At 45.4% G+C, this 23,150-nt stretch carries 22 protein-coding genes; 14 read left to right on the top strand and 8 right to left on the bottom strand.

Features of this window, described 5'->3' with window-relative positions; genetic code table 11:
- Positions 1-36: 36 nt before the first annotated feature.
- Positions 37-378, bottom strand: coding sequence for a phage tail protein (locus tag HFD99_RS21370; protein ID WP_016819423.1), 342 nt, complete (start codon positions 376-378; stop codon positions 37-39).
- Between the two features lie 246 nt (positions 379-624).
- Here HFD99_RS21370 and HFD99_RS21365 point away from each other — a divergent pair, with 246 nt between their 5' ends.
- From HFD99_RS21365 to HFD99_RS21355, 3 genes are read left to right on the top strand one after another with little or no spacing between them, the layout of a single operon-like run.
- Positions 625-2,325: a spore germination protein gene (locus HFD99_RS21365; protein WP_016819422.1), complete on the top strand. Its 1,701-nt coding sequence runs from the start codon at positions 625-627 to the stop codon at positions 2,323-2,325.
- A 22-nt stretch (positions 2,326-2,347) separates the two neighbouring features.
- Positions 2,348-3,442, top strand: coding sequence for a GerAB/ArcD/ProY family transporter (locus tag HFD99_RS21360; RefSeq protein WP_090891249.1), 1,095 nt, complete (start codon positions 2,348-2,350; stop codon positions 3,440-3,442).
- Positions 3,439-4,638, top strand: coding sequence for a Ger(x)C family spore germination protein (locus tag HFD99_RS21355; protein ID WP_025363968.1), 1,200 nt, complete (start codon positions 3,439-3,441; stop codon positions 4,636-4,638). Before HFD99_RS21360 ends, HFD99_RS21355 begins: the two co-directional genes overlap by 4 nt.
- A gap of 75 nt (positions 4,639-4,713) precedes the next feature.
- Here the strand turns inward: HFD99_RS21355 and HFD99_RS21350 are convergent, their stop codons facing one another.
- Positions 4,714-5,262, bottom strand: coding sequence for a PadR family transcriptional regulator (locus HFD99_RS21350; protein WP_016819419.1), 549 nt, complete (start codon positions 5,260-5,262; stop codon positions 4,714-4,716).
- A 164-nt stretch (positions 5,263-5,426) separates the two neighbouring features.
- Between HFD99_RS21350 and HFD99_RS21345 the strand changes: the two genes are divergently transcribed.
- The gene (locus HFD99_RS21345; RefSeq protein WP_016819418.1) at positions 5,427-5,918 is read left to right on the top strand and encodes a phenolic acid decarboxylase; all 492 of its coding nucleotides are present in this window, start codon (positions 5,427-5,429) and stop codon (positions 5,916-5,918) included.
- Positions 5,919-6,024: 106 nt separating this feature from the next.
- Here HFD99_RS21345 and HFD99_RS21340 read toward each other — a convergent pair whose 3' ends face one another.
- From HFD99_RS21340 to HFD99_RS21330, 3 genes are all read right to left on the bottom strand, one after another.
- Positions 6,025-6,471, bottom strand: coding sequence for a hypothetical protein (locus tag HFD99_RS21340; RefSeq protein ID WP_016819417.1), 447 nt, complete (start codon positions 6,469-6,471; stop codon positions 6,025-6,027).
- 268 nt (positions 6,472-6,739) lie between these two features.
- Positions 6,740-7,135: a winged helix-turn-helix transcriptional regulator gene (locus HFD99_RS21335; protein WP_016819416.1), complete on the bottom strand. Its 396-nt coding sequence runs from the start codon at positions 7,133-7,135 to the stop codon at positions 6,740-6,742.
- A gap of 163 nt (positions 7,136-7,298) precedes the next feature.
- Entirely contained in the window at positions 7,299-8,642 is a 1,344-nt protein-coding gene (locus HFD99_RS21330; protein WP_016819415.1) for a glycoside hydrolase family 30 protein, read from the bottom strand.
- Between the two features lie 213 nt (positions 8,643-8,855).
- On the opposite strand from HFD99_RS21330, the gene HFD99_RS21325 reads away from it, so the two are divergent.
- The 6 genes from HFD99_RS21325 (at position 8,856) to HFD99_RS21300 (ending at position 13,921) form a co-directional block, all read left to right on the top strand.
- Positions 8,856-9,536: a response regulator transcription factor gene (locus tag HFD99_RS21325; RefSeq protein WP_016819414.1), complete on the top strand. Its 681-nt coding sequence runs from the start codon at positions 8,856-8,858 to the stop codon at positions 9,534-9,536.
- A complete protein-coding gene (locus HFD99_RS21320) occupies positions 9,533-11,302 on the top strand; it encodes a sensor histidine kinase (RefSeq protein WP_025363969.1) in 1,770 nt (589 codons plus the stop codon). Before HFD99_RS21325 ends, HFD99_RS21320 begins: the two co-directional genes overlap by 4 nt.
- Positions 11,303-11,326: 24 nt before the next feature.
- Positions 11,327-11,836, top strand: a complete 510-nt coding sequence (gene pssA, locus HFD99_RS21315; protein WP_025363970.1) for a CDP-diacylglycerol--serine O-phosphatidyltransferase — start codon at positions 11,327-11,329, stop codon at positions 11,834-11,836.
- Between the two features lie 22 nt (positions 11,837-11,858).
- Positions 11,859-12,353, top strand: coding sequence for a DedA family protein (locus tag HFD99_RS21310; protein WP_016819411.1), 495 nt, complete (start codon positions 11,859-11,861; stop codon positions 12,351-12,353).
- Between the two features lie 88 nt (positions 12,354-12,441).
- Positions 12,442-12,858: a phosphate-starvation-inducible protein PsiE gene (gene psiE, locus HFD99_RS21305; RefSeq protein ID WP_016819410.1), complete on the top strand. Its 417-nt coding sequence runs from the start codon at positions 12,442-12,444 to the stop codon at positions 12,856-12,858.
- Positions 12,859-12,913: 55 nt separating this feature from the next.
- Positions 12,914-13,921, top strand: a complete 1,008-nt coding sequence (locus tag HFD99_RS21300) for an AI-2E family transporter (RefSeq protein ID WP_013369319.1) — start codon at positions 12,914-12,916, stop codon at positions 13,919-13,921.
- A gap of 177 nt (positions 13,922-14,098) precedes the next feature.
- On the opposite strand, the gene HFD99_RS21295 is transcribed toward HFD99_RS21300, so the two are convergent.
- Entirely contained in the window at positions 14,099-14,986 is an 888-nt protein-coding gene (locus HFD99_RS21295; protein ID WP_090891260.1) for a DMT family transporter, read from the bottom strand.
- Positions 14,987-15,319: 333 nt separating this feature from the next.
- Between HFD99_RS21295 and HFD99_RS21290 the strand changes: the two genes are divergently transcribed.
- Complete coding sequence (locus HFD99_RS21290; RefSeq protein ID WP_031462837.1) at positions 15,320-15,880, top strand: NADPH-dependent FMN reductase; 561 nt, start codon at positions 15,320-15,322, stop codon at positions 15,878-15,880.
- Positions 15,881-15,971: 91 nt separating this feature from the next.
- On the opposite strand, the gene HFD99_RS21285 is transcribed toward HFD99_RS21290, so the two are convergent.
- Positions 15,972-16,901, bottom strand: a complete 930-nt coding sequence (locus HFD99_RS21285) for a ketopantoate reductase family protein (protein ID WP_016819406.1) — start codon at positions 16,899-16,901, stop codon at positions 15,972-15,974.
- Between the two features lie 503 nt (positions 16,902-17,404).
- On the opposite strand from HFD99_RS21285, the gene HFD99_RS21280 reads away from it, so the two are divergent.
- From HFD99_RS21280 to HFD99_RS21270, 3 genes are all read left to right on the top strand, one after another.
- Positions 17,405-17,776: an MmcQ/YjbR family DNA-binding protein gene (locus HFD99_RS21280; RefSeq protein ID WP_016819405.1), complete on the top strand. Its 372-nt coding sequence runs from the start codon at positions 17,405-17,407 to the stop codon at positions 17,774-17,776.
- A gap of 119 nt (positions 17,777-17,895) precedes the next feature.
- Positions 17,896-18,522: a nitroreductase family protein gene (locus tag HFD99_RS21275; RefSeq protein WP_016819404.1), complete on the top strand. Its 627-nt coding sequence runs from the start codon at positions 17,896-17,898 to the stop codon at positions 18,520-18,522.
- A 38-nt stretch (positions 18,523-18,560) separates the two neighbouring features.
- Positions 18,561-19,502 carry a ring-cleaving dioxygenase gene (locus HFD99_RS21270; protein WP_123796781.1) on the top strand — a complete coding sequence of 314 codons (942 nt, stop codon included), beginning with the start codon at positions 18,561-18,563 and terminating at the stop codon, positions 19,500-19,502.
- Positions 19,503-19,634: 132 nt separating this feature from the next.
- Here HFD99_RS21270 and HFD99_RS21265 read toward each other — a convergent pair whose 3' ends face one another.
- A complete protein-coding gene (locus HFD99_RS21265) occupies positions 19,635-23,000 on the bottom strand; it encodes a DEAD/DEAH box helicase (protein ID WP_123796782.1) in 3,366 nt (1,121 codons plus the stop codon).
- Between the last annotated feature and the right edge of the window lie 150 nt (positions 23,001-23,150).

Below are 23,150 nucleotides of genomic sequence, written 5' to 3'. Positions count from 1 at the left end.
CTTTATTAAATAGCACACCACTTGAGCGTGTTCATATTATGGGCGGGACGGGTAATCCCCTTCGATTGCGATGTAGTAGTTTACATTCGGCAACGGGGAAGCTCCACGCAAGTCAGGCAATGCAAATGTACGCACTCCATCACCGCCAAAATTAGTGCCCAGCAGACTGTATAATGCTGAATACTGAGCAATGGGCAACAGCTGGCCCTCGCATTTTAGCCAGCCCTTAGGGGCGAACGTGTACGGGTACATCGTTATTTCCCCCATATAAGGCTCATAACCTGCGTGTGCCTGTTTGGGACTAATCGCTGTTCCTCCTAACAAAATGACCGCCAGCAGACTCAATACGGCGGCTTTCTTCCAAAAATGATTCTTCATACCTACAACTCCTTTAAGATTCGAATAATGGACCACGAATTCAATAAATTTGTGACATTAGTCATAGAATGAATAGATATTATCATGGTTTTCCACATTTGGCACTACAGTTCATCTATCAAATTCACCTTTTTATTCCTTTTGTGAGTAAAGAAATTTATTCCATCTGGCCCATTCTCCATGCATCTTTTTTCTAATCCAGGTAAATCTATATACAAATCCTATGGAAGTGAAGGAGTGAACAGCGTGTGGCAGGTCATCGGAACTCATGCGCCCAAATGGAATGTGTGGGTGGAAGCCTTCTTTTTGTTCATCATACCTTTGATTATTTTTCTGGCAGTACGACAACTCAAAGCGCTGGATGGTCGAGAGAGCAGACGTATGGAACGATTAAAGCTTATGGAAGAAGAAGATCGTTCGGAGCAGGCAGATCATAATCCATCTGTCAGTGAGGCAGAGAAGGAAAAGGGGACCTTTACCGAAGATTATGAAGCCAACATAGCAAAAATCAGACAAGCAGTTGCAGATATGGCAGACGTAAACGAACGCTCGATTTTTCTGGAAAATCTGAACGCTGTAAGCACACTTTTTTTTGTGGATGGATTAACGGACAAGGTTGGCATGGATCAGAATATATTAAAACCGCTGATGGATTGGGGCAGCTCCGGGCAAGAGAGGGGAGAGCTTCCGCGAGGAAAAGAGCTTCGGGATATGATTGTTCACCAGGTCATGCTGGTATCGGAGACGGAGTATACGTTAGAGGTGCAGTTCTCCTTGCAAAAGGTGCTGTTTGGTTCAGTCATACTCGTGATTCAGGGCATACCGGGTGCTTTTGTACTGGGTACACCCAAAGGAAATACACGAGGGGTGGAAGATCCTATATCGGAATCGGTGCTGCGGGGACCGCGTGTCGGTTTTACAGAGACCCTCAGCGACAATACAGCGATGCTGCGCAGGCATGGAGAAAGTACAGAACTGGCCATGTCATCCTTCAAAGTCGGCAAAAGAGTGGAAAAACAGCTGATGGTAGTGTATTTCAGAGATATTGCCGACCCGGAGCTTGTAGATGAGGTGAAGCGGCGGGTCCAAACCATTGATATGGATGAGGTACTGGAGTCGGGCTATGTAGAGCAGCTTATTGAAGATAATTTTCTTAGCCCATTTCTGCAAATTCAAAATACGGAGAGACCGGATCGGGTCATGGCTGCATTGCTGGAGGGACGTGTCGCGATTCTGCTGGACGGTACACCTTTTGCGCTTCTTATGCCTGTAACGTATGGGATGATGCTCCAGTCTCCCGAAGATTATTATGAGCGATGGCTACCGGGGTCGCTTATTCGATTTCTTCGGTTTATGGCAACTTTCATATCGTTATTTGCTCCAGCGCTCTATATCTCCTTTATCTCGTTTCATCCCGGACTGATTCCAACCAAGCTGGTCATTTCCATTATCAGTGCTAGACAGGGAGTGCCGTTTTCGACGTTGATTGAGGCCCTGATTATGGAAATTTCCATTGAAATTTTACGCGAGGCAGGACTTCGGCTCCCCAAACCCATCGGTCCAGCGATGGGTATCGTCGGCGGTTTGATTATTGGACAGGCGGCTGTTGACGCCGGGATTGTAAGCCCGATCCTCGTCATTGTGGTGGCAGTCACAGCGATTTCTTCCTTTTCCGCCCCTGTATACAGCGCTGGCATATCCATGCGTGTTCTTCGTTTCGGTGCCATGTTCACGGCGTCCATCTTTGGCTTGTATGGCGTGATCATGTTTTTTCTGATGCTGAGTATTCATATGGTTAAATTACACAGCTTTGGTGTTCCGTTTCTTAGTCTAACGACCCCCCGTTCGTTCAAAGACTGGAAAGATTACTTCGTACGAGCACCGTTGCAATTTATGAAAAACAGACCCATTCTTTTGAAGCATAAAGACCCTAAGCGACAAGGATGAGCTCAACACAGGAGGGAGCAAGATGGCCCGTGGGAAAAAAGCGGATAAGATTACAACGTTACAGACAACGGCAATTGTGGTTTGCTTTATGCTGGCTGCCGGGTTGCTTACCCTTCCAAGAGTAGCAACTGAAGCTGCAAAAACACCGGATGCGTGGATATCTGTCATTTTAGCAGGGGTGGGCACTTTTCTGTTCGGATGGGTTATAGTCAAACTAAGCTCACGGTTTCCAGAAAGTACCTTTTACCAGTATGTTCAGCAAATAACAGGCAAATTCATTGGCAAAGGGATTGGCATGCTGATTGTTATTTATTTTGTTTGTATAGCCGCATTTGAAATCCGATCTGTGGAGGAAGTCACGTCGTTCTTTCTGCTTGAAGGCACTCCGGCGTGGGCGATTTCAGCACCTTTTATGTGGCTCTCTCTGTACCTATGCATGGGGGGAGTGGGTTCATTAGGAAAGATATGTCAACTGATATTTCCGGTTTCGGCGGCTATCTTTTTGCTGATCTGCTTGCTGAGTTTAAATATTTTTGAATTGAATAACTTGCGTCCTGTCTTGTCGGAGGGGGGAATGCCAGTGCTTAGAACGCTCAAGACTACAATCCTGACATTAACGGGGACAGAGTCCTTGCTGATTATTCTTTGTCGGATGGAAAAACCGGAGAAAGCAACCAAGGCAATCGGACTGGCGATTGGGATCGCGGTCGTTTTTTATACAGCTACGTTGATCCTGTGCATTGGCGCCTTTTCAATGGAAGGGGTGTTGAGCAGAACCTGGCCATTTTTAGATTTGGCCCGCAGCTTTGAAGTGGAGTATCTGTTGTTGGAACGGTTCGAGTCCTTATTGCTGACCATTTGGATCATGCAGATTTTTGCCACATTCAGTATTGCTTTTTATTGTGCTTCGCTCGGAGTATCTCAAATTTTGAATAACTCTTATTCCAAGATGTTGTTCATTTTGCTTCCGTTTATCTACCTCTTGTCCCAAATTCCGAAAAACTTGAATGAGCTATTTTCTTTTGGAACGGTTATCGGAAATGTAGCGTTCGCTTTATTCGCGCTACTTCCACTGCCCCTGCTGCTTATTTCTCGCTGGAGAGGGGTGGGGTCATGAAGAGAGTCCAGTCAGGATTACTCGGATTGATGGCTCTCCTGATGTGCTGTACACTTTCAGGTTGCTGGAGCAGTTCCCCAGTGGAGGATCTAAATCTGGAGACAGGTATTGCTTTGGATATAGCGGAAGAATCCTCGCAAGAAAAACAAATTAATCAGGAAGGGGGAGATTATCCAAAAAAGGAGTTAATTACAGGAACCTTTCAATTTGTCATTCCAGAGGAAAGTGGCGGCTCCAACAGCTCCTCTCCACAAGCCAAAAAATTTTTTAATATTACGGAAACAGGCGATTCCGTTTTTGAAATGATAAGAGAAATTTCTTTACGGACCAATCGTCCTCCCATTGGGCAACATTTGAAAACGGTTATTATCAGCTCCAGTCTGCTTCGCAAGATTCCGTTGTATGAGCTGCTGGACTTTTTCTTGGGGGATAATGACATTCGGCCGAGTGTACTGCTGCTGATTAGTACAGAAAAGGCGGGAAATACACTCCAGGAGAAAATCCCTGGTCAGATTCCTGCCTATATTTTAAAGGATATTTTCCAAAACCGGAAACGGAACGCACGGTTGATAAAGCCTATGGCCTTGGTTAAAGTGATCGGACCCATGAAGGGCGGAAGAAGCTTTATATTACCCAATGTCATTACGGCGGAGAATGAAATCAAGCTCGCAGGTGCGGGAATCATCAAGGGAAAGACACAAACATACGGTGGTTATCTGAATGAGTCAGAGGTTGAGGGTCTAATGTGGATCAAAGGCGAGCTGAAGGGAGGCGTGCTGAAAAGCAGGGATCCGAAGACCGGTAAAAACATAGCATATGAGATCAAAGCGGGTAAAAGCAAGATCAAGGCCATCGTCCAGGGGGACGACATTTTCTTTCAGGTAAAAATGACCTCAGAGGGACGTGTTTCGGAGGTGCATATAAAGAATGAAGATTTGCGCAACAACAATGTGCTTGGACAAGAAGAGAGTCTCTTTCAGGAGAAAGTGAATTCATTAGCTGAACAAACCGTAGCTAAGATGCAAAAACTGAAGGTTGATGTCGGAGGTTTCGGAGAAGCCTTGAGGATCCAACATCCTAAAGTTTGGCATAAGGTCAAAAAGGATTGGGATACCACTTTTAGCACCATTCCTGTACGGTTCAGCACAGATATTCATATTGAAGATTACGGCTCTTCGATTACGACGGCAGACTAAAAGGAATTTCGTTTGCATCTGTTATAGAAAAACCTTCAATACCACGAACCTAAGTGGAATTGAAGGTTTTTTAGTCTATTTAAACAGAGACAGTGTTTCTTTCAGCCACGTAATATAGCTTTCTTCCCGATTAATGGCACGGCTCAGCACCAAATAATGACCGAATTGACTAGAGCCGGGTACTTGAAAGTTCTCGTCCAGCCGCTGGAGAGAATTTTTACTTTCGTACAGGTATTCCAGCTTTTCTTCACGTTTGGCAATCTGATCCTCGAACAAGCGCTTACTTTCTTCCTTGGGGATGGCTGCTGAGAAATACAGCATGAGCATAAACTCATCCTTTTCTGTTTCCGGTAACTCTTTGGCGCTTAGCAGCCATTCGGTCAGCTCTTGGGTCCCTTTGGGGGTAATACAGTACAGCTTCTTTTCCAGCTTGGCTCCTGTAATGGAGGTGCGATATTCAATGAGTCCCTCTTCGGTCAGTCTTTTGAGCTCGGGATAAATCTGACTGTGCTTAGCACTCCAAAATTGTCCAATTTCCTGCTTGAATTGGCTCGTAATATCGTAGCCGCTCATTTCCTCTTTGTGAACCAGACCCAAAATGGCATATTTTAATGTGCGTTTCAACGTAGCTCTCCTCGCAATGGGGTATTTGACAATAGTATATCACAGCGCTACAATTTATATGTATCTTAAAACATGTTTATATTTACATGTTTGAATGATTATTATTTATTATTTTGGTGTCTTGTTCAATTCATAAACTCATAATAAGGAAAGAAGGATGCAAGATGGACAAGTTTATCGGCAGTCACATGATTTACACCTATGAGAATGGTTGGGAGTACGAAATATATATTAAAAATGAGGATACGATTGATTATCGCATTCATAGTGGTATGGTAGGCGGACGCTGGGTACGTGATCAGAAGGTCAATCTGGTGAAGCTGGTAGAGAATGTGTATAAAGTATCGTGGACCGAACCGACAGGCACAGACGTTTCCCTAAACTTTATGCCTGAGGAAAAACGTATGCATGGCATTATTTTCTTCCCTAAATGGGTTCATGAGCATCCAGAAATCACGGTACGCTACCAAAACGATTTTATTCCGCTGATGGAAGAATCGCGTGAAAAGTATGAAACCTATCCGAAGTATGTAGTTCCTGAATTCGCGGATATTACATTCATTGAAAATGCAGGTGTGAACAACGAACAATTGATTTCTCAGGCACCTTACGCTGGAATGACAGACGACATTCGCGCAGGGAAGTTGCAAGCATAATCGAACATGGTTAATGGAAGTTGTACAGCCTGAGCCTGTGGTAAGCAGTCTCAGGCTTTTTTACGTAAACTGGAGAGTGGATTACCTATGCAGTGGTGGACGATAGCTAGAATGAATAGTAGACCAGTCCATGCTCGATAAGATATGAACGACTAATCCGAGGGTGGAGGGTGGTCGCTGTTGGGGAGAGAATGTACGAGTTCGCATGGGCAGCCAGATCGGATAGGGCAGATAGAGCCAGCTCTGTTTTAACAGGTCCCCAGTGATCAGCGCGGTGTTTAATATATTGTTCGGTCTCGGTCAAGGACAGACCTTTGAGCGAGGTAAATACGGAAGCCCAGCGGACGAGATCAAAGGTGCCTTTAATTTCAGGCAGCTTATATTCCGCCACGCCTTGAGCGCCGTTACACGACATAGTAAACAAGCCACAGCAATGGTGTTGGTACTGTTCAGGATCAGGAAATTGACGATGGTCGTATTGGATAATTGCCATGGAACCAATGCATAATTGCGTCGTTTGCAGCGTTGAGGGCTGGGCAAGCGTCAGGCTCATACTGGAACGGCCTCCTTCTCGGGATCATTGTAATAGGGATGGAAGAATCATACGTCACAGCGGATGTAATGTAAATCATGAATATAAGCGTAAAAAAAGAATATGTAGCGGAAAACGGATTTTAATGGCAATGGAAACGGATACTTGTATCCGTCTCTTTCATTATCTTGACGATGGTCTGTATATTACAAAAAACAACCCCAGGTCACCCCAGGGTCGTCTTTACAAGAAATATATATCTGCATTGCAAAATGCTTGTTTAGCTGAATCACACGGGTGTTACATCCTGAATGGCTTCTTCTTTTTCCTCTTTCCAGATCACGTTCTCGCGATAGTTAGATCCCCAATCGTACATCGCTCGCAGTACCGGGATCAGGCTTTCGCCATGCTCCGTCAGTGAATATTCCACATGTGGAGGGACGACAGGATAGACTTTACGCAGAATGAGTTGATCTTCTTCCAGCTCGCGCAATTGGTTGGTCAGCATTTTTTGCGTAATGTGGGGGATCAGCTTCTTCAATTCACCGAACCGCTTGGTGCCTTCCATACCAAGATGCCACAAAATAATCAGCTTCCATTTGCCACCGATGACCGCGAGAGTCAATTCTTTATCACAATTAATCAGCTTCAAATCAATCCGGTCTTTTACAGTTGTGATGTTCATCGACCTCCTGTCCGTAGTTATTCCAAGTATACTATGCATAACTACAGTACGCAAAAGGAGATACATCCATTTTGGAAACTATGCATACGATGGGATACGAATCGACTGAAATCACAATCTGATGATGTGCGCCAGGCTGGAAGCTTCCAGAAATCTACGACGTTTAAGAAGGAATAACGATGGTGTTAAAGGACTCCGGCTCCAGCCCTAAACGGTGTGTTATTTCTCCGACAGACAGATTCAGCACGCGAGATTCCTTGAACGGGTTGGCGATGACCAAAGCCCTTTGTCCGCCTGTATTTTGAAAAGCAACCGCATTTCCAGCCCATGAACCTTGAATTCCAATGCGTCTGGCCCCTGGCAATACAAAATGAGAAAAGTGCTTCATAACGTAATATTCCGGGTTCAGCATAGGTTTTCGATCTGCTGGATCAACGGTGATCATCGAATTTTGCTCCCAGCCCCATGTGCTCTTGCCTCGCGGTTCCAAAACCATATTCCAGTAAATATAAGCATTCACGCCATTGGTGAAGTAGTGTTGGTACAGGTTATATACATATTTGGCGTAGTCCCATGAGTTTTCTCCGTTTCCGCATTCATTTTCGGTCTGCATATAACGAAGCTCAGGATAGCTGGCTACGGTACGCTGAATGGCATTTTTACCTGCCCACTGATAACCTACACCTTTAATATATTTATAGGCCTCGGGGTCACTCAATACGGTATGGGCATACTCATCGAAGCCAGTTGAAGTTTTCTTCATTAATTCCTCCCACGGATCGGGAGCGTTAATAGTACCCAGCCAAATTTCCGTATCCAGTCCGTGTTCTTCAAAAGCAGGCCCCAAATAGTCGCGAATAAATTCACGTAGTTGTTCTCCGGTCCATACGCAGGAAGGGAATTTCTGATCAGCAATGACTTCATTTTGAACATGAACCTGATGAATCGTAATGCCTGCCTCACGGTATGCCTGAACAAATTTGACAAAGTACAATGCATACGCTTTCAAGATATCCTTTTCCCAGCGCAACGTTCCGTAATTGTAGGCTTTCGGTGATTTCATCCATGTCGGCGGACTCCAGGGTGAGGCGAACAGCTTCAAGTCTGGATTGAGTTGTAACGCTTCCCGAATAAAAGGAATGAGATATTGCTGATCGCGCTCAATGGAAAAGTGCTTCATCTCTATGTCGCCGTCCGTTTCATTATGGCTGTACCATTCCAGCGCGTAGTCACTCGCTCCAATAGGAAGTCGGCATATCGTGAATTTGTGCTCGCCCTCCGGGTGAAAGAGAGCATGAAGCACCTGATCCCGCTCTTCGCTGTCCAAATGATTCAGGGCCACATAACCCAATTCATTAAAACAGCCGCCAAAGCCTTCTACAAGCTGATATGTTTCTCCTGTAAAGGTTAGGTTGGCACTCTCTTGGGTTTGGGTCAAATGATGAGCTTGGGATTGCCAAGCATTAGCTTTGGAAGTGGAAAACCACTGAATGGTTTGATTGCTCATGTGTACCCCTCCTGTTCAATCTTTTTGTATCTCTACTTATTATAGGGTAGGATCGTAGGGGAAGAGATGGTCTGAGCGAAGACAAATTTGCCCTTATCCAAGGTGAAATTTGCGGATGAGAAGTTTCCGTAAATAAGAAGTGGCGAGAACACATAAAGTACACATCTCTTTGATATGCTGTTGTCCTAGAATGACCGAAAGAGGGAAGTCGATTTGAATAAAAGAGTTCTTCTCGTGGAGGATGAAATACGTATTCGTGAAGTGATTGCGGATTATTTTAAACAAAATAATTGGGAAGTCTATGAAGCAGGCAATGGAAAAGATGCACTCCTCTGGTTTGATTCGGTACAGCCGGAACTCATTATACTCGATATTATGATGCCTGAGCTGGATGGTTGGGAAGTATGCCGTCAGGTACGCAGCCATTCAGGTGTACCGATTATTTTGCTGACGGCCAAATCCGGTGATGATGATAAAATATTGGGCTTTGAGCTGGGGGCAGATGACTACGTGACCAAGCCTTTCAGCCCCAAGGTACTGATTGCTCGCGCGAACGCGCTGATGAAACGGGTAGAGGGACATGTGCAGCCGGAGTCGCATATTTTGCGGTTCGGCAGTGCTATGCTCAACACGATGGCTCATCGGCTTGAAGTGGATCAGGCGGAAGTTGAGCTGACGCCCAAGGAGTATGAGCTGCTGCGGCTGCTTATACATAACAAAGGCATAGTTGTTTCACGAGAGGCGATACTGAACCGGGTGTGGGGTATCGATTTTGAAGGGGACACACGAGTTGTTGATACGCATATCAAAAAGCTGAGAAGTAAGCTGGGCCGTGAATCACGCCATATCCGCACGGTTTTTGGTACAGGCTACAGGTTCGAGGAGGAAGAATGAACAAACGGGGAATTACCTTTAAGTTGTTCATTATGACGGTTGTGTTTTTCCTGTGTTTTTACGGAATGGTGATTTTAAGTCAATTGCTGTTTTTTGAAAATTTTTATCAGAAACAGAAGATTGGGCGTGTGGAAAGCCGTTTGCAAAGCTTCGGTCAAAGTTATGTCCAGGAGGCTTGGGGATCGGGAAGGGTTTCGCGTGAGGCAGCTCGTTTTATGCTCCAGAATAAAAACCAGCTGGCGATTGTAACGCTGGACGGCAAAGTAAAGCTGGATGATGCGTTTCATATCAATCTCAGAAAAGCAGATGGTAAAATCGTTAAAATATCGTTGTCTCTGTTTATGAGCGAATACGGAGATGAACTGAGAGCTGCCCGGATTCAGCCTGGTGACACGGTGACCGTTGAAGGTGAGGTGTTGGGAACTGACGGCATCTCCTCTGCCTATTTAATTTATCCATCAGGCATACAGAAGCTTGGTTTCAAAAATATAGGATCAATTTCAGATGAGACAAGCACAGATGACAGTGTAAGACTGTCCGGTACGGTGACAGAGATTGTGCTGCCGGATCTGAAAACATGGAGTCAGCGCCAAGGTCTGCTGTATAGTGCGCTGGAGGAATGGTTTCCTTTATCCCAGGATCATCTGGAGAAACTTAAAAATTTCGAGGTGTTGGAGGAAGAGTGGACGGAACCTTGGACAGGGGTACGAAATGCCGTTATCGTCCATCCTGTTCGTCAGAGCACAGGCGAGATCGACCTTTTGTTCACTGTGACATCGTTGCAGGAAATCAGTGAGACGAATGAGGCTCTACGCTGGTTTTATCTGTATCTGGGGATCGGCGGATTTGCACTTATTCTGATTTTGTCCCTGTTCTATTCCCGAATGGTAACCCGCCCGCTTATTACTTTGAATAATACCGCCAAGCGGATGGCCAAGCTCGATTTTACAGCCCATACGCCAATCCGGCAGAATGATGAGCTGGGTAGCCTGTCCTACAGCATGTATACCCTGTCCCAGAACCTGGACACAGCTTTGCGTGAGCTTCAGGAGGCCAATCAGCAATTGGTCGAGGACATGGAACAGAAGCAGAGAATGGAGGCTGTACAACAAGACTTTTTTGCCAATGCTTCTCATGAGCTGAAAACCCCGCTAAGTATTATCAAAGGGTTTGCAGAAGGACTGCAAGATGGAGTCAGCGCCGGGAAGCAGGACCATTATATGAAAGTCATTGTAGAGGAAGCGGACAAAATGGAGCGATTGGTCAAGGATATGCTGGACCTTGCCAAATTGGAATCTGGAACCCTCAAGCTTCGCAAAACGACCTTTATTTTGAGCGAGCTGGTGGAGGAGGTTGTGGATAAGCTATTCCATCTGTTGAAGGAGAAGCAGCTGGAAGTGGTCATTATTCCTGCCAATGAGCTGCCGATTCATGCCGATATAGGATGGATGGAACAGGTGATTATCAACTTTGTTGTCAACGCCATACGGCATGCTGAGGAAGGAAGCTCGATCACGATTCGTATCGAAGGCTCTGGGGAAGTCAATACGTTTTCCATTGAAAATAAGGGGGAGACCATCCCAGACGATCAGTTGGAGCTGATATGGAATCGTTTTTACCGGGCCGAGCTCTCCCGCAGCCGCCAGACAGGTGGGACAGGACTCGGGCTATCGATCGTTAAACGAATTCTGGATTTACACGAATTCCGCTATATGGCGGAGAATACCAAGGATGGCGTCCGTTTTGTCGTTATATTCGGAGGCTAAGCTATGGCAAAGGAGTTAACAAGTATGAAATGGAATTGGTTGCCCTCACTTTGCACACTTGCAAACCTGGGGGCAGGGGTCCTATCCCTATACTTCACGATTCATGAGCAATATATGACCGCCTTTACCCTCGTGGTAGTGGCTGCTTTATGGGATGTACTGGACGGTTTGCTGGCAAGGCTGCTGCATTGCTCCAGTGATTTTGGCAAGCAACTTGATTCACTGGCGGATGTGGTCTCATTTGGTGTTGCTCCTGCTTTTCTAATCTTGCAGTACAAGCTGGGGGATACCCACTGGATAGGACCGCTTGTAGCCGTGTTGTTTGTGATATGCGGTGCGGTAAGGTTGGCGAGATTCAACCTGATGGCTTTTAGCAAAGGCTTTGTGGGCATGCCCATTACAGCTGCGGGTGTGGTTTTGTCCTTTATGTTTTTATGGAGTGAGCATTTGAAGCCGGGGTTGTTGCTGGCACTCATGGTGGTGCTGTCGTTCCTGATGGTTAGCCGTATTCCCTTCCCGTCCTTCAAAAAATAATCGGTCAGGAGGTGGCGCCTCTATGGAATGGGCCATCAGCATGATTACACAATACGGATATATTGCTATTTTTGCACTGCTTGCCCTTGGAATTATAGGGCTACCCGTTCCTGATGAAATTATTATGGTGTTTGTCGGCTACCTATCCTCTATCATGGTACTGAATTATTCCGTGTCTATATTAGTCAGTTTCATTGGGGCGATGACAGGGATGATGATCAGCTACACGCTAGGCAAAAAGCTGGGTCAGCCGCTGGTAGATAAGCATGGCAAGTGGGTGGGACTGACACCAAAGCGGTTTGCAAAGGTAAAAGGGTGGTTTGCGCGCTTTGGATTGTGGACCATTTTGTTCGGTTATTTTATTCCAGGAGTCAGACATGCGACAAGCTATTTGTCGGGGATTAGCGCGATGCCTGTACGAAAATATATGCTGGTGGCCAGCGCCGGTTCTCTGGTATGGACACTGATCTTTATCTCCATTGGTTACATTGCCGGGGCCAATATAAACTTTCATTAAGGTGACCGCAAAAGTAATGTAGCATTTTTCACGTATTGCACCGATAATATAAATAAAAGAACCTGTACAACCAGTGAGGGGATCTGTATTGAATGCATTAATGAAGTATATTGAAAAGTTACCTGGTTTTCTGCAAATGATCTTGAATATCTCGCTGTTTCTGGTCGGGCTGATTTTAAGCTTCTTACTTCTAAAAGAAACATGGGCCATATTTTCATATGTGTTCTTGTCTACAGAAGACGACAAAAATTACTATGAATTCACGGAAGAACTGCTTGTATTCTTTTTGTATTTTGAATTCATTGCATTAATCGTTAAGTACTTTAAAACCAATTTTCATTTTCCATTACGTTATTTCATCTATATTGGGATTACGGCCGTCATCAGGCTCATTATTGTGGACCATGATGATGCTAAAAATACATTCTGGTGGTCCATTGCTATCCTAGTCATGGTAGGTTCTCTATTGATTGCTAACAGTAAGTTGTTAAAGAGAGAAAGTTGATGCCGAGGAAGATTGCAAGGGTGACAGTCAAGTGGGAGAGAGGGAATAAAGACGAATGGTAAGAAACTGGATGAATCATGCGGGCGTCAGGCGGGCAGCCGTCCTTGCGATAATCGTTTTACTGCTCTTCATGTTAAGAAGCATGATGAATATTATTTTGTTAACACTGCTGCTTACGATTTTGATTGGCAGCATATATAACGGTGTGAATAAGCTGATCAAGCGGTTCGCCAATGTACCGCCTATGATCGTGCTGCTACTGGTATACGGGTTGCTGATCCTGATTATCGTGTGGGGAGTTTATCGAATGGTGCCGCTAATCAGCGTGCAGGTCAAGCAGGTGTATCTCATGATTCAGCAAGCGTATATGTATCCTGATCGTAACCAATGGAATGAAACGATTATTGAATTTATGGACACGCTCAATGTTCAGCGGTTATTTGAGCCTGGCTGGAATGCGGTAATGAAAATTAGCCAACTGGGAACACAACTGCTGGTATCAATTATTCTGAGCTTGTTCTTCCTGATGGAAAAGTCCTATATTACACGCTTTACAGCTACGTTTGTGGATAGTAAGCTGGGTTGGTTCTTCAAGGAAGTGGGCCATTTTGGACGCATGTTTCTGGGTACATTCGGGAAGGTGCTGGAAGCTCAGCTATTGATTTCACTCATCAACTGTATATTGACGACGACGGCTCTTTGGATTATGGGTTTTCCCAATCTGCTCGGCCTCGCGCTCATTATATTCTTGTTGGGGTTGGTGCCAGTGGCGGGTGTATTCATTTCCCTGATCCCGCTCGGTCTGATTGCTTTTAGCGTCGGGGGAATCAATTATGTGATTTACTTGGTTATTCTGATCGTAGTTATTCATGCGATTGAAGCCTATTTCCTGAACCCGAAGCTGATGTCATCCAAAACCAATTTACCGATCTTCTTCACCTTTGTTGTATTGATTTTCTCTGAGCATCTGATTGGGGTGTGGGGCTTGATTGTAGGTATTCCGTTGTTTGTTTTCTTCCTTGACCTGATCGGGGTGCAACGCAAGCAAGAGAAGGATACCTAATCTATTTACGACAGATACGAACATAGTAGTGACCATTGATTTTTCATGACGAATGCCTGTGAAACCGCAGGCATTTTTTGATTTCCTGGTATTCCTCATTTTATTCATGGGAAAGATGGCTGACGCTCATCACCGTTCAGGAGGAGTCCAACGGTACGTTTTACTTCCTTTAAATTTTCACATCCATTTTACAACTATGATTCCGATTATAGCTATGATTACACCGCACATTTCCGTTCTACTCATTGATTCTTTCAGATAGAAACGAGCATATAGCAATACTACAACAACACTCAAGGCGATAATTGCAGAAACAACCCCGGTAACCCCATTATTAAAAGCAGCAAGTTTAAGTACCATGGCTAAAACATTTACAAGACCAACTCCTATTCCTAAGCATAAGGTTTTAGAAAGGGTCCAACGGTTCACAATTTCTCTTTGTTTATTAATTCCTACTTGAATTGAAGAAGGTCTTTGTCCACTAAAATTAATTAGGAAAGCTCCAGAAAATAATATACTGCTTGTTGCAAACATCAATGTTAGGAGTGGTAGGATAGAAACACCATTTAGTAAAGCTTGTTTTGATGATAAGTCCGTAAAGCTATAAAAAATGATCGCCAATAAACCAAACTGCCAGCCTTGATACGTACCTTCCTGTAGATCTCTTTTATATCTGATGATGAGCAGAGAAAGGATTATGATACAGAATCCAACCAATTGCACGGGACTCAGCTTTTCTGCCCAAAGTAATGCAGCTAAAAGGACAACAATTACAGGCGTCAATCCAGAAAAAAATGCAATGACTGAAGCCCTCCCCACAGCATATCCCTTATACAGAAATGTGTTGGCCAAAAAAGAGAAAACGCCCATTAAAACACCAAACCAAACTTCGTTACTCCATGTTTGATTAACAAATAAGTTTATGATTAAAACCAAAATTGCACTAGAGATATATACACCAATAAACATTAGATCTCGATTAATTGTTCGTTGAGAAGTCCATTGGTAAAGAATGCCTCGTAAGCCAAAGAAAAAAGCAGCCCCTACTGCGTATGCAAACCACATTGCTTGTCCCTCCAAATACACTCAATAAAAATGTATGACTGAAATGAAACGTAATGAATTGTTAACTTCATAAATTATAAATATCCATTGGACTTTCCTGAAGGACCAATCCCGACACAAATAACCAGTCCAATTTATTTAAATCGAATTTAATAGTTTATTTACTAGATATTTGTCCGACACTTTTTCGCGGTCGCTTTCGATAAAAGACGGAGTAATCACAACACACTTGTTTGCGGCAGTATATCTATTGTTTTACCCGTTATCTCATGATACTGGCCAACTTTTGTAGTACACTGAGTATCAAGATTAGATCAAGTGAAAAGAAACGAGATGAGATGGATGGAACAAAAGATTAAGGTATTGGCTATATCGGGTAGCCTTCGTCAAAAGTCTTCCAATACCGCGCTTATGAAGGCTGTTATTGGACTGGCTTCTGAAAATATATCATTCATGGTTTATGATGGATTGGGGGATTTGCCTCATTTTAATCCTGACTTGGATGTAGAGGAAGGGCCAACTTCCGTAAGAGAGCTACGGGAGCAATTGAAACAAGCCGATGGAGTACTGATCTGTACGCCGGAATATGGGAATGGTGTGCCGGGTGCTTTAAAAAATGCCTTGGACTGGCTCGTATCTTCAGGTGAATTTGTAAACAAGCCTACAGCGGTCATTAGCGCTTCACCGTCCCCTATGGGCGGCAATATGGCTCATGCTTCGCTACTGCTCACATTGCAAATGATCAATGCAGAGATTGTGGAAAATGGAAAGGTCATTATTCCGCATATCACATTGAAGCTGAATCAAGAAGGCATCATTACAAACGCTGATACTAGACAGGAGTTGGAAGCATTACTTCAAGGGATTGAGCAAGCATGCAGAGGACAGGCATAGAAAAATTCAAAGCAGATCCTTCATCATAGAAGGATCTGCTTTTTCGGATGGCCACCTACTACGTATTCAACGGCAGGTATTCATCAGTTATCTAAATGTTAGAAGTGTTCAATAAGCTCTCATAGACCTTTAAACGGGCATACACCGTTTCAAGTATCGGATATGAGACATTACTGCCAGAAGCCAATGCCAGAAGTGCACCGTGCAGATGACTTGCTTCAACCGGTAGATTTTTCTGCATATCACGTTGCATGGATGACATCATCTCAGGCTTTAAGGAATCCATCGTTTTTAGTGTATGTGCTTCCATTTCTGAATGAATAGGCATATCGGCGTTGCGTGCGAGTGTGACGATCTCATGCAGTAGCCTTTCATAGATTGCACGCGATTCGGGCGTGGCGAGTATAGCTCCGACGGAGCTACCCATGAGGGTTGTGATTCCGCTCATGCTGGCAATAAATATATACTTCTGCCAAATTTCACGCTGAATGTCATGACTGTGTGTGACGGTGAAGCCTGCATGATCAAGATGGCTACATAGTAGTTGCGCACGCTCTGAATTTGCTCCATCCCATTCCCCAAAAACAATGCGGTGAAACGGGCTTGTCTGAACGATAGAGCCTTTGTGATTTAACGTCGTTTCGATATAACAAAGCCCACCCAGCACTTTTTCAGTTCCGAAATATTCGCGCAAAGATTCAAAATGTTCATAACCGTTAAGTAAAGGAAGAATCATGGTATCTTTGCCGATATAAGGCGCAAGGTCGGGCTGCAATAGAGGCAGATGGTACGCTTTGACCGCGAGAATAATACAGTCAAATGGCTCAGCAGCTTCACCATAGGTAATAGCCTGGATCGGTGTCTGAAAATCTCCGTGCACACTTTGAATCGTCAGACCGTTTTTTGCCAAATGAAGCTTCTTGGAAGGGCGGACGAGAAAGGTTACATCTTCTCCTTTTTGAACCAGGCGTCCCCCAAAATAGCCTCCAATAGCTCCTGCACCCACAACTAGAAACCGCATCATAGGGTACCTGCCTTTACTTTTTGTTTCATTTCCTTTAGTTGCAAAACATTAAGTACCTTCGAGTTTGTCATGATACACTCAAATCCTTTCCTACCTTGGTTTTGGAAAACAAAAAAACCTTCCAGCACATTGCTGAAAAGGTCCGAAAGGCAAAAAAAGAGTCAATTTGCGACCGTTCTTTTGTCTCGGTCCTTTCGGATCAGAGCAAAATCCAACGAGTTCACCTCCATAGGCTCACGCTTATACTATTAAATTACACCTTACCAGAGTACCGTTCGAATATATCGATACAGCCTCTCAGGGAAGTATACCAGAATATCAGGTTCCTGTCCCATATAAATCCAATCCAAACAGCGTGTATGTGATGGTATCCATAATGACTTTCTTTTTAGTACATGTAGCACGGACTTAGTGTATATGTAGCGTAATGAAGGTGATATAATAGGGCGCAATAGGTAGGTTCATAGAACAAATAACTTGGAGCAGAGGAGAGAAGGCTGGTGTTTGAGCAAATTGTAGCGTATGGTCTGAGCCAAAAAGAGGCCGTTAAGGATTATCCATTTGGAGCTGATCCCCTGGTACTAAAGGTAGGGGGCAAGATGTTTGCTCTCCTGACTGAAAAAGATGGCATTAGCCACGTATCCCTGAAATGTGATCCGGTCATTGCAGAAAACCTGCGTCAGCAGAACAAGGCAATTAAGCCAGGCTATCATTTGAATAAAAAGCATTGGAATACGGTAGAGGTTGATAATAGCTTTCCGTTGGAGGATTTGTACAGCATGATCGACCATTCGTATGAGCTGGTCTTCAAAAGCTTAACCAAAGCGCAACGCGAAGCGATTACGATGAGGATACGGGCTACGGATCTGTAAAGGGCTGGTGAAGCCCTTAGTAACACTTTTATAGTTTTACTTGACAGAAAACCACTAAAGATATATTCTTAATTTAAAGATAATTTATTTGAAAATAATATCAAGGAGTGGACCTGAATATGAGCGAACTGGTGAATGTTATTCAAGAGAGAAGATCGGCTTCTAAATTTATTCCTGATGTTACTATAGATGCAAAAGAACTGGAAGAAATATTTCAGCTGGTGAAGTTTGCTCCATCGGCTTTTAATTTACAGCATGCGCGTTATATCGTAGTGCAGGATGCAGAGATCAAACAAAGGCTGCATGATGAGGCAAGTAAGCAGTATAAAATATTAACCTCTTCGGCTACCATTGTAGTGCTGGGTGATACAGAGGCTTATACCAAGGTAGCTGACCTCAACGAAGGGTTCCTGAATTTGGGTGTTCTGAGCAAGCAGGAATATGATAGCACCGTAGAATCAGTAACTCAGTTTTATCGCGAGCGAGGACCTGTCTTCCAGAGGGAAGAAGCGATTCGTAATGCCAGCCTGTCGGCTATGCAATTTATGTTGATTGCCAAGGACAAAGGCTGGGATACTTGCCCAATGATCGGTTTTGACCCGGCGAAGGTGCAGGAAGTATTGAATATCCCCGAGCAATTTGTGCCTGTGATGATGATCACCTTGGGGAAAGAGGACGAATCGGGGCAACGGGCAAGAGGATATCGCAAGCCGGTTGGACAGTTTGTTAGCTACAATGGATTTTGAAATTTGTAAATCATCATGTTCATTAAGGAGTGATTGAGATGTCTTTGAAAACCGCTGGAATTCACCATATTACGTCCTTTGCAGGCGATCCACAGGGCAATGTTGACTTTTACGCAGGTGTGCTTGGTTTGAGATTGATCAAAAAGACAATTAACTTTGACGCTCCAGAAGTATATCACTTGTATTTTGGGAATGAAAAAGGCAGCCCGGGCACGATCATTACCTTTTTTCCGGCTCCGGGTACACGCAAGGGTAAAATTGGAGGCGGACAGGTCGGGATTACGACGTATGTTGTGCCGCCGGGCTCAATGGATTACTGGGAAAACCGTCTGCACAGCTTAAAGGTATCCTTCACGAAGGCTACTCGTTTTGGCGAGTCATTCATCCAGTTCCGAGACAATGAGGGCTTGCATCTGGAACTGGTGGAGCGCGAGGAAGGCCCGGTGAATACGTGGACAGCCGGAGGCGTGCCTACAGATAAAGCGATCAAGGGCTTTGGAGGAGCAGTGCTCTACAGTGCGGATTCCAAGCACACCCAAGGCGTGCTGGAGAATGTTCTGGGCATGACTCCCATCGGAGAAGACGCAGATGCAGGCTATATCCGTTATCAGACGACTGGGGATCTAGGCAACCTGATCGACATTCCGGTCAAAGATGTACCATGGGGGAACGGCGGCGCCGGTACGGTTCACCATATTGCGTGGCGCGCGCAGGACGATACTGAGCATCAGGCGTGGGACGAGTGGGTTCGTCAGCATGGTTTTGGGACCAGTGGCATTGTAGATCGCCAATACTTCAATGCCGTATACTTCCGCGAGCAAGGCGGTATTCTATTCGAGATCGCAACCGATCCGCCCGGATTTACGGTGGATGAGGAATTGAATGAGTTGGGGCACAAGCTGATGCTGCCTGAATGGTATGAGCCTCAGCGCGCCGAGATTGAGTCTAATCTGGTTCCCATCGAACCTAGAGTACTCTAACAGGATGAATCGGTTTAAGCTGGACAATCACATACGGAACACCAAAAGGTCCAATGCAGGAAGATTTCCACCCTCATTGGACCTTTTGGTATCTGAATGTCATTAGTGTAAAAATAAGCGTGGAAGAGCTGTTTAGATCATGAGCAGCTCACGAATTTCCAGTTCGGTCAGTGCTGAAAGGCTTTCTTGCCCCGGCTGAATGACCTGGTCGATCAGATTTTTCTTTTTTTGCTGTAGCTCATACATTTTGTCCTCTACTGTACCTTGGGCGACGAGCCGAATAACCTGCACCACTTTTTTCTGGCCCATTCGGTGTGCACGGTTGGTAGCCTGCTCTTCTACAGCGGGATTCCACCACAGGTCATATAGAATGACGGTATCTGCGCCGGTGAGGTTCAGACCCGTACCTCCTGCCTTGAGGGAAATCAGGAACAGCTCGCGTTCTCCTTCGTTGAAGCGACTGCACAGCTCGACTCGTTCGGGGGCGGGAGTCTGTCCATCCAGGTAAAAGTAGGGGACCCCCTCACGAGAAAGCTCACGTCCGACCATTTGAAGCATCGTGGTGAACTGTGAAAAAATGAGCATCCGCTTCCCGGAGCTGAGACATTCCGTAATAATCTCCAGCAGTTGTTCAAATTTGGCCGAGCTTCCCGTATATCCTTCGATGAATAAGCCCGGATGACAGCAGAGCTGCCGAAGTCGGGTCAGACCTGCGAGAATTTTGATCCGGTTTTTCTGAAATCCTTCTTCGTTAAGATGCTTCAACGTTTCATGCTGTAGCTTGGCCAGATAAGCCGTGTACAGCTTTTTCTGATCTGGCAGGAGGCGTGATACCTGCACGGATTCGATTTTCTCCGGCAGTTCCTTAAGTACATCGCTCTTCAGACGGCGCAGCAGGAACGGACGAACCCGCTTGGCAATCACATTTCGAGGCAGGTTGTGAAACGCTCTTTTTCCGCCGGGAAATAGCTCAGGAAATACAACGTCGAAGATGGACCAAAGTTCTTCCAATGTATTCTCGATTGGCGTTCCTGTCAGGGCAAAGCGGTAACGGGCTTGTACATCCTTAACGGCCTGTGCCGTCTGGGTAGCATGATTCTTGAACGCCTGCGCTTCGTCCAGAATGAGCGTATGAAACGATGGCTTGCTGTACACATCCGCATCGCGTCGCAGCAGCGGATAGGAAGTAATAATAACGTCATAGCTGGTGGCATCCCGTATAATTCGGCTCCGTTCCTCCGGGCTGCCATCTGCAATAGTGACGCGGATATGCGGGGCGAATTTCTCCAGTTCATTCCGCCAATTGTACACCAGTGATGCAGGGGACACGATCATGGCTGGAAGCTGCTGACTGCGAATTTCCGGCAATACTGACACGAGGAAGGCAATGCTTTGCAGCGTTTTGCCCAGCCCCATATCATCTGCCAAAATACCTCCAAAACGGTAATGTGCTAAGGTCTTAAGCCATTGAAAACCGTAGACCTGATAATCTCTCAAGATAGGGACAAGCGTGACGGGTACTGGAAAGTCGAGATGGTCAGGATTGCGTATATTTTCTAGCAGCTGGCGAAAGGTTTTACCCAAGGTCAGGCTTTTTACATGATCGTGAGGATCAATTAAATACAGACCCTGCGTGACCGGGATTCGAATCTGCGCTGCATCCAGATCGCTTTTGCGGATACCTGTTTCGTTCATGAACCGAATTAATTCCTTGTACTCCTCTGTTTCCAGCGGGAGCAGGGCACCATTCGGTAGACGGTGATATCTCTGTTTTTCTTCCAACGATTGGAGCAGCTTGCGAATTTCCGATTCCGGTATACCCTCAATATCAAATTTAAATTCAAGCCAATCCGTACGTTCATCCCACTCCGCCCGTATTCTTGGGACAGGCAGCGTATTATTGATTTTCGATTTGACTGCACCCGTGGCATAGACGTCCAGCAACTTTTCCAGTTGTGGAACCGTATGGTACAAAAAGTCATACTCTGCATCTTCATCTTCCATAAAATATCCGCTGTCTGTTCTGGCAAAGGAGCTATGCTCCATCAGTTCCAAAATCCGTTGCTCCTGTTCCCCATCACGTATCAGAATCCGGTCGTTACCTGGCGTTCGTGCATCTGTTTCCAACGGGTTGATGATGATGTCTCCATATTGGAATTCCAATCCTGCCAGTAGTTTGTCTCTTACCCTGTCCAGATACAGCTTGGCCTTCAACGGATGCTGGGCGACCCGCTCTGAGACAGAACGGGTCATATGGACACGTCCGAGCTTCATTAACCCGGGCACGACCTTATCCATAAAAGCTTCCATCTGTTCTGGTGCGATCTGGACTGCTCGTCTGTGATGTACCTCGACCATTCGTTTTAGCTCGGACAAACGCCGTAAGGAATCATCCTTCTGCTTGACAAGCTTGCCATCGGCAATGACGACACCGTAGTCCTCCATGATGGTCAAGTCATCTAATCCTTGAATGCTTAACTGGTAGCCTTCGCTTGTGGATTCGGCCTCATCAAATTCAAATTGCAGCGGAAGCATCAGGTCGGACTGAGGAATACCTTCGCTCATGTTACCGTGAATTTCAAAATAGACGCCCTGTGCTGCTGTCAGCAAGGGGAGCAGCCTATCCCAAGCGGTAGGCGGGATGAGAAGCATTCGCTCGCCACTCATATGACTGCCGGAGGCTGAATACGTACCAGAGGTTTCCCGAATCATGCGCTCCTGATGGCATACCTGGGATAATTGCTGTAGGATCGCGTCATGTTCAGCTCGGAAGCGGTACAGCTCAGGCTCGTAAGAGAAGCTCTTCGTGAACATGTAGCTATTCCCACGGTCGATACTGTCCAGAAACGGACGGATTTTCTGAACGATGTATAATCGTTTGGGTCCAGCCTTCATTTCCAATCCAAACATATATTTTTGGTAACCGTAGGCAAAAGGCCGGATGACGAATTGAAAATCCAAGATCGCACGAGTATCCAGCAGCGTAGGAGTGCTGCGAAGCGGTCTCTTGCGGCCGAATAGTTTTAACATACTGTCGGTCAACTGGAGATCCCCTTGTGTGATGCCAGAGGATCGTGAAATTCTAGCAGTGTGTTCATTGGGGGCATCTGTAGATGTGTACATCCCGTCTGAACCCATGCTCCCCGCTGGATCTGGGGCAGTGCCGGGATGAAGTCTGGAGACATAGGAGCGTACGGATAGACTTTTTCCACGTCGCATATCATAGGCGTTAAGGAGAACAGCAGCAATATGTTTGCAATAACGTCCGGTGGTTTGAAATGAGCTACAGGTACATTCCGCGCGAATACTGCCGTTGGGCCGGATCATCGCAGCAACGGCATAAAAGCCGTTTCCTTTGACTGTAGCTTCATACACACCTTCATTATGATCTATTTGTGTAAAGGCCACCTTTTTGGCCCGATAATAGGCATCCCCGTCGTCATAAGCAGATTGACTGCATAGTTGTCTGATCGCTCGCCGGGTAAGTTCAAAACTCATGGTTCGTAATCCTTTCCTGAGTTATTCCGTTTTCTACATGATAACAGAACAGACCGGGTGAAGGACACTGGAGTGCGGAACGTAACTTTAGGAAAAAGAAGAGAAGAAAAAAAGCAGGTCTTGGTCCGTCATTGAACCAAAGCCTGCCAG

The sequence above is a fragment of the Paenibacillus sp. EKM301P genome, from assembly GCF_011800295.1.
In the GTDB taxonomy this organism is placed as follows: Bacteria; Bacillota; Bacilli; order Paenibacillales; family Paenibacillaceae; genus Paenibacillus; species Paenibacillus polymyxa.
The sequence above is the reverse complement of the archived record's forward strand: the minus strand, read 5'-3'. Positions and strand labels throughout refer to the sequence as shown.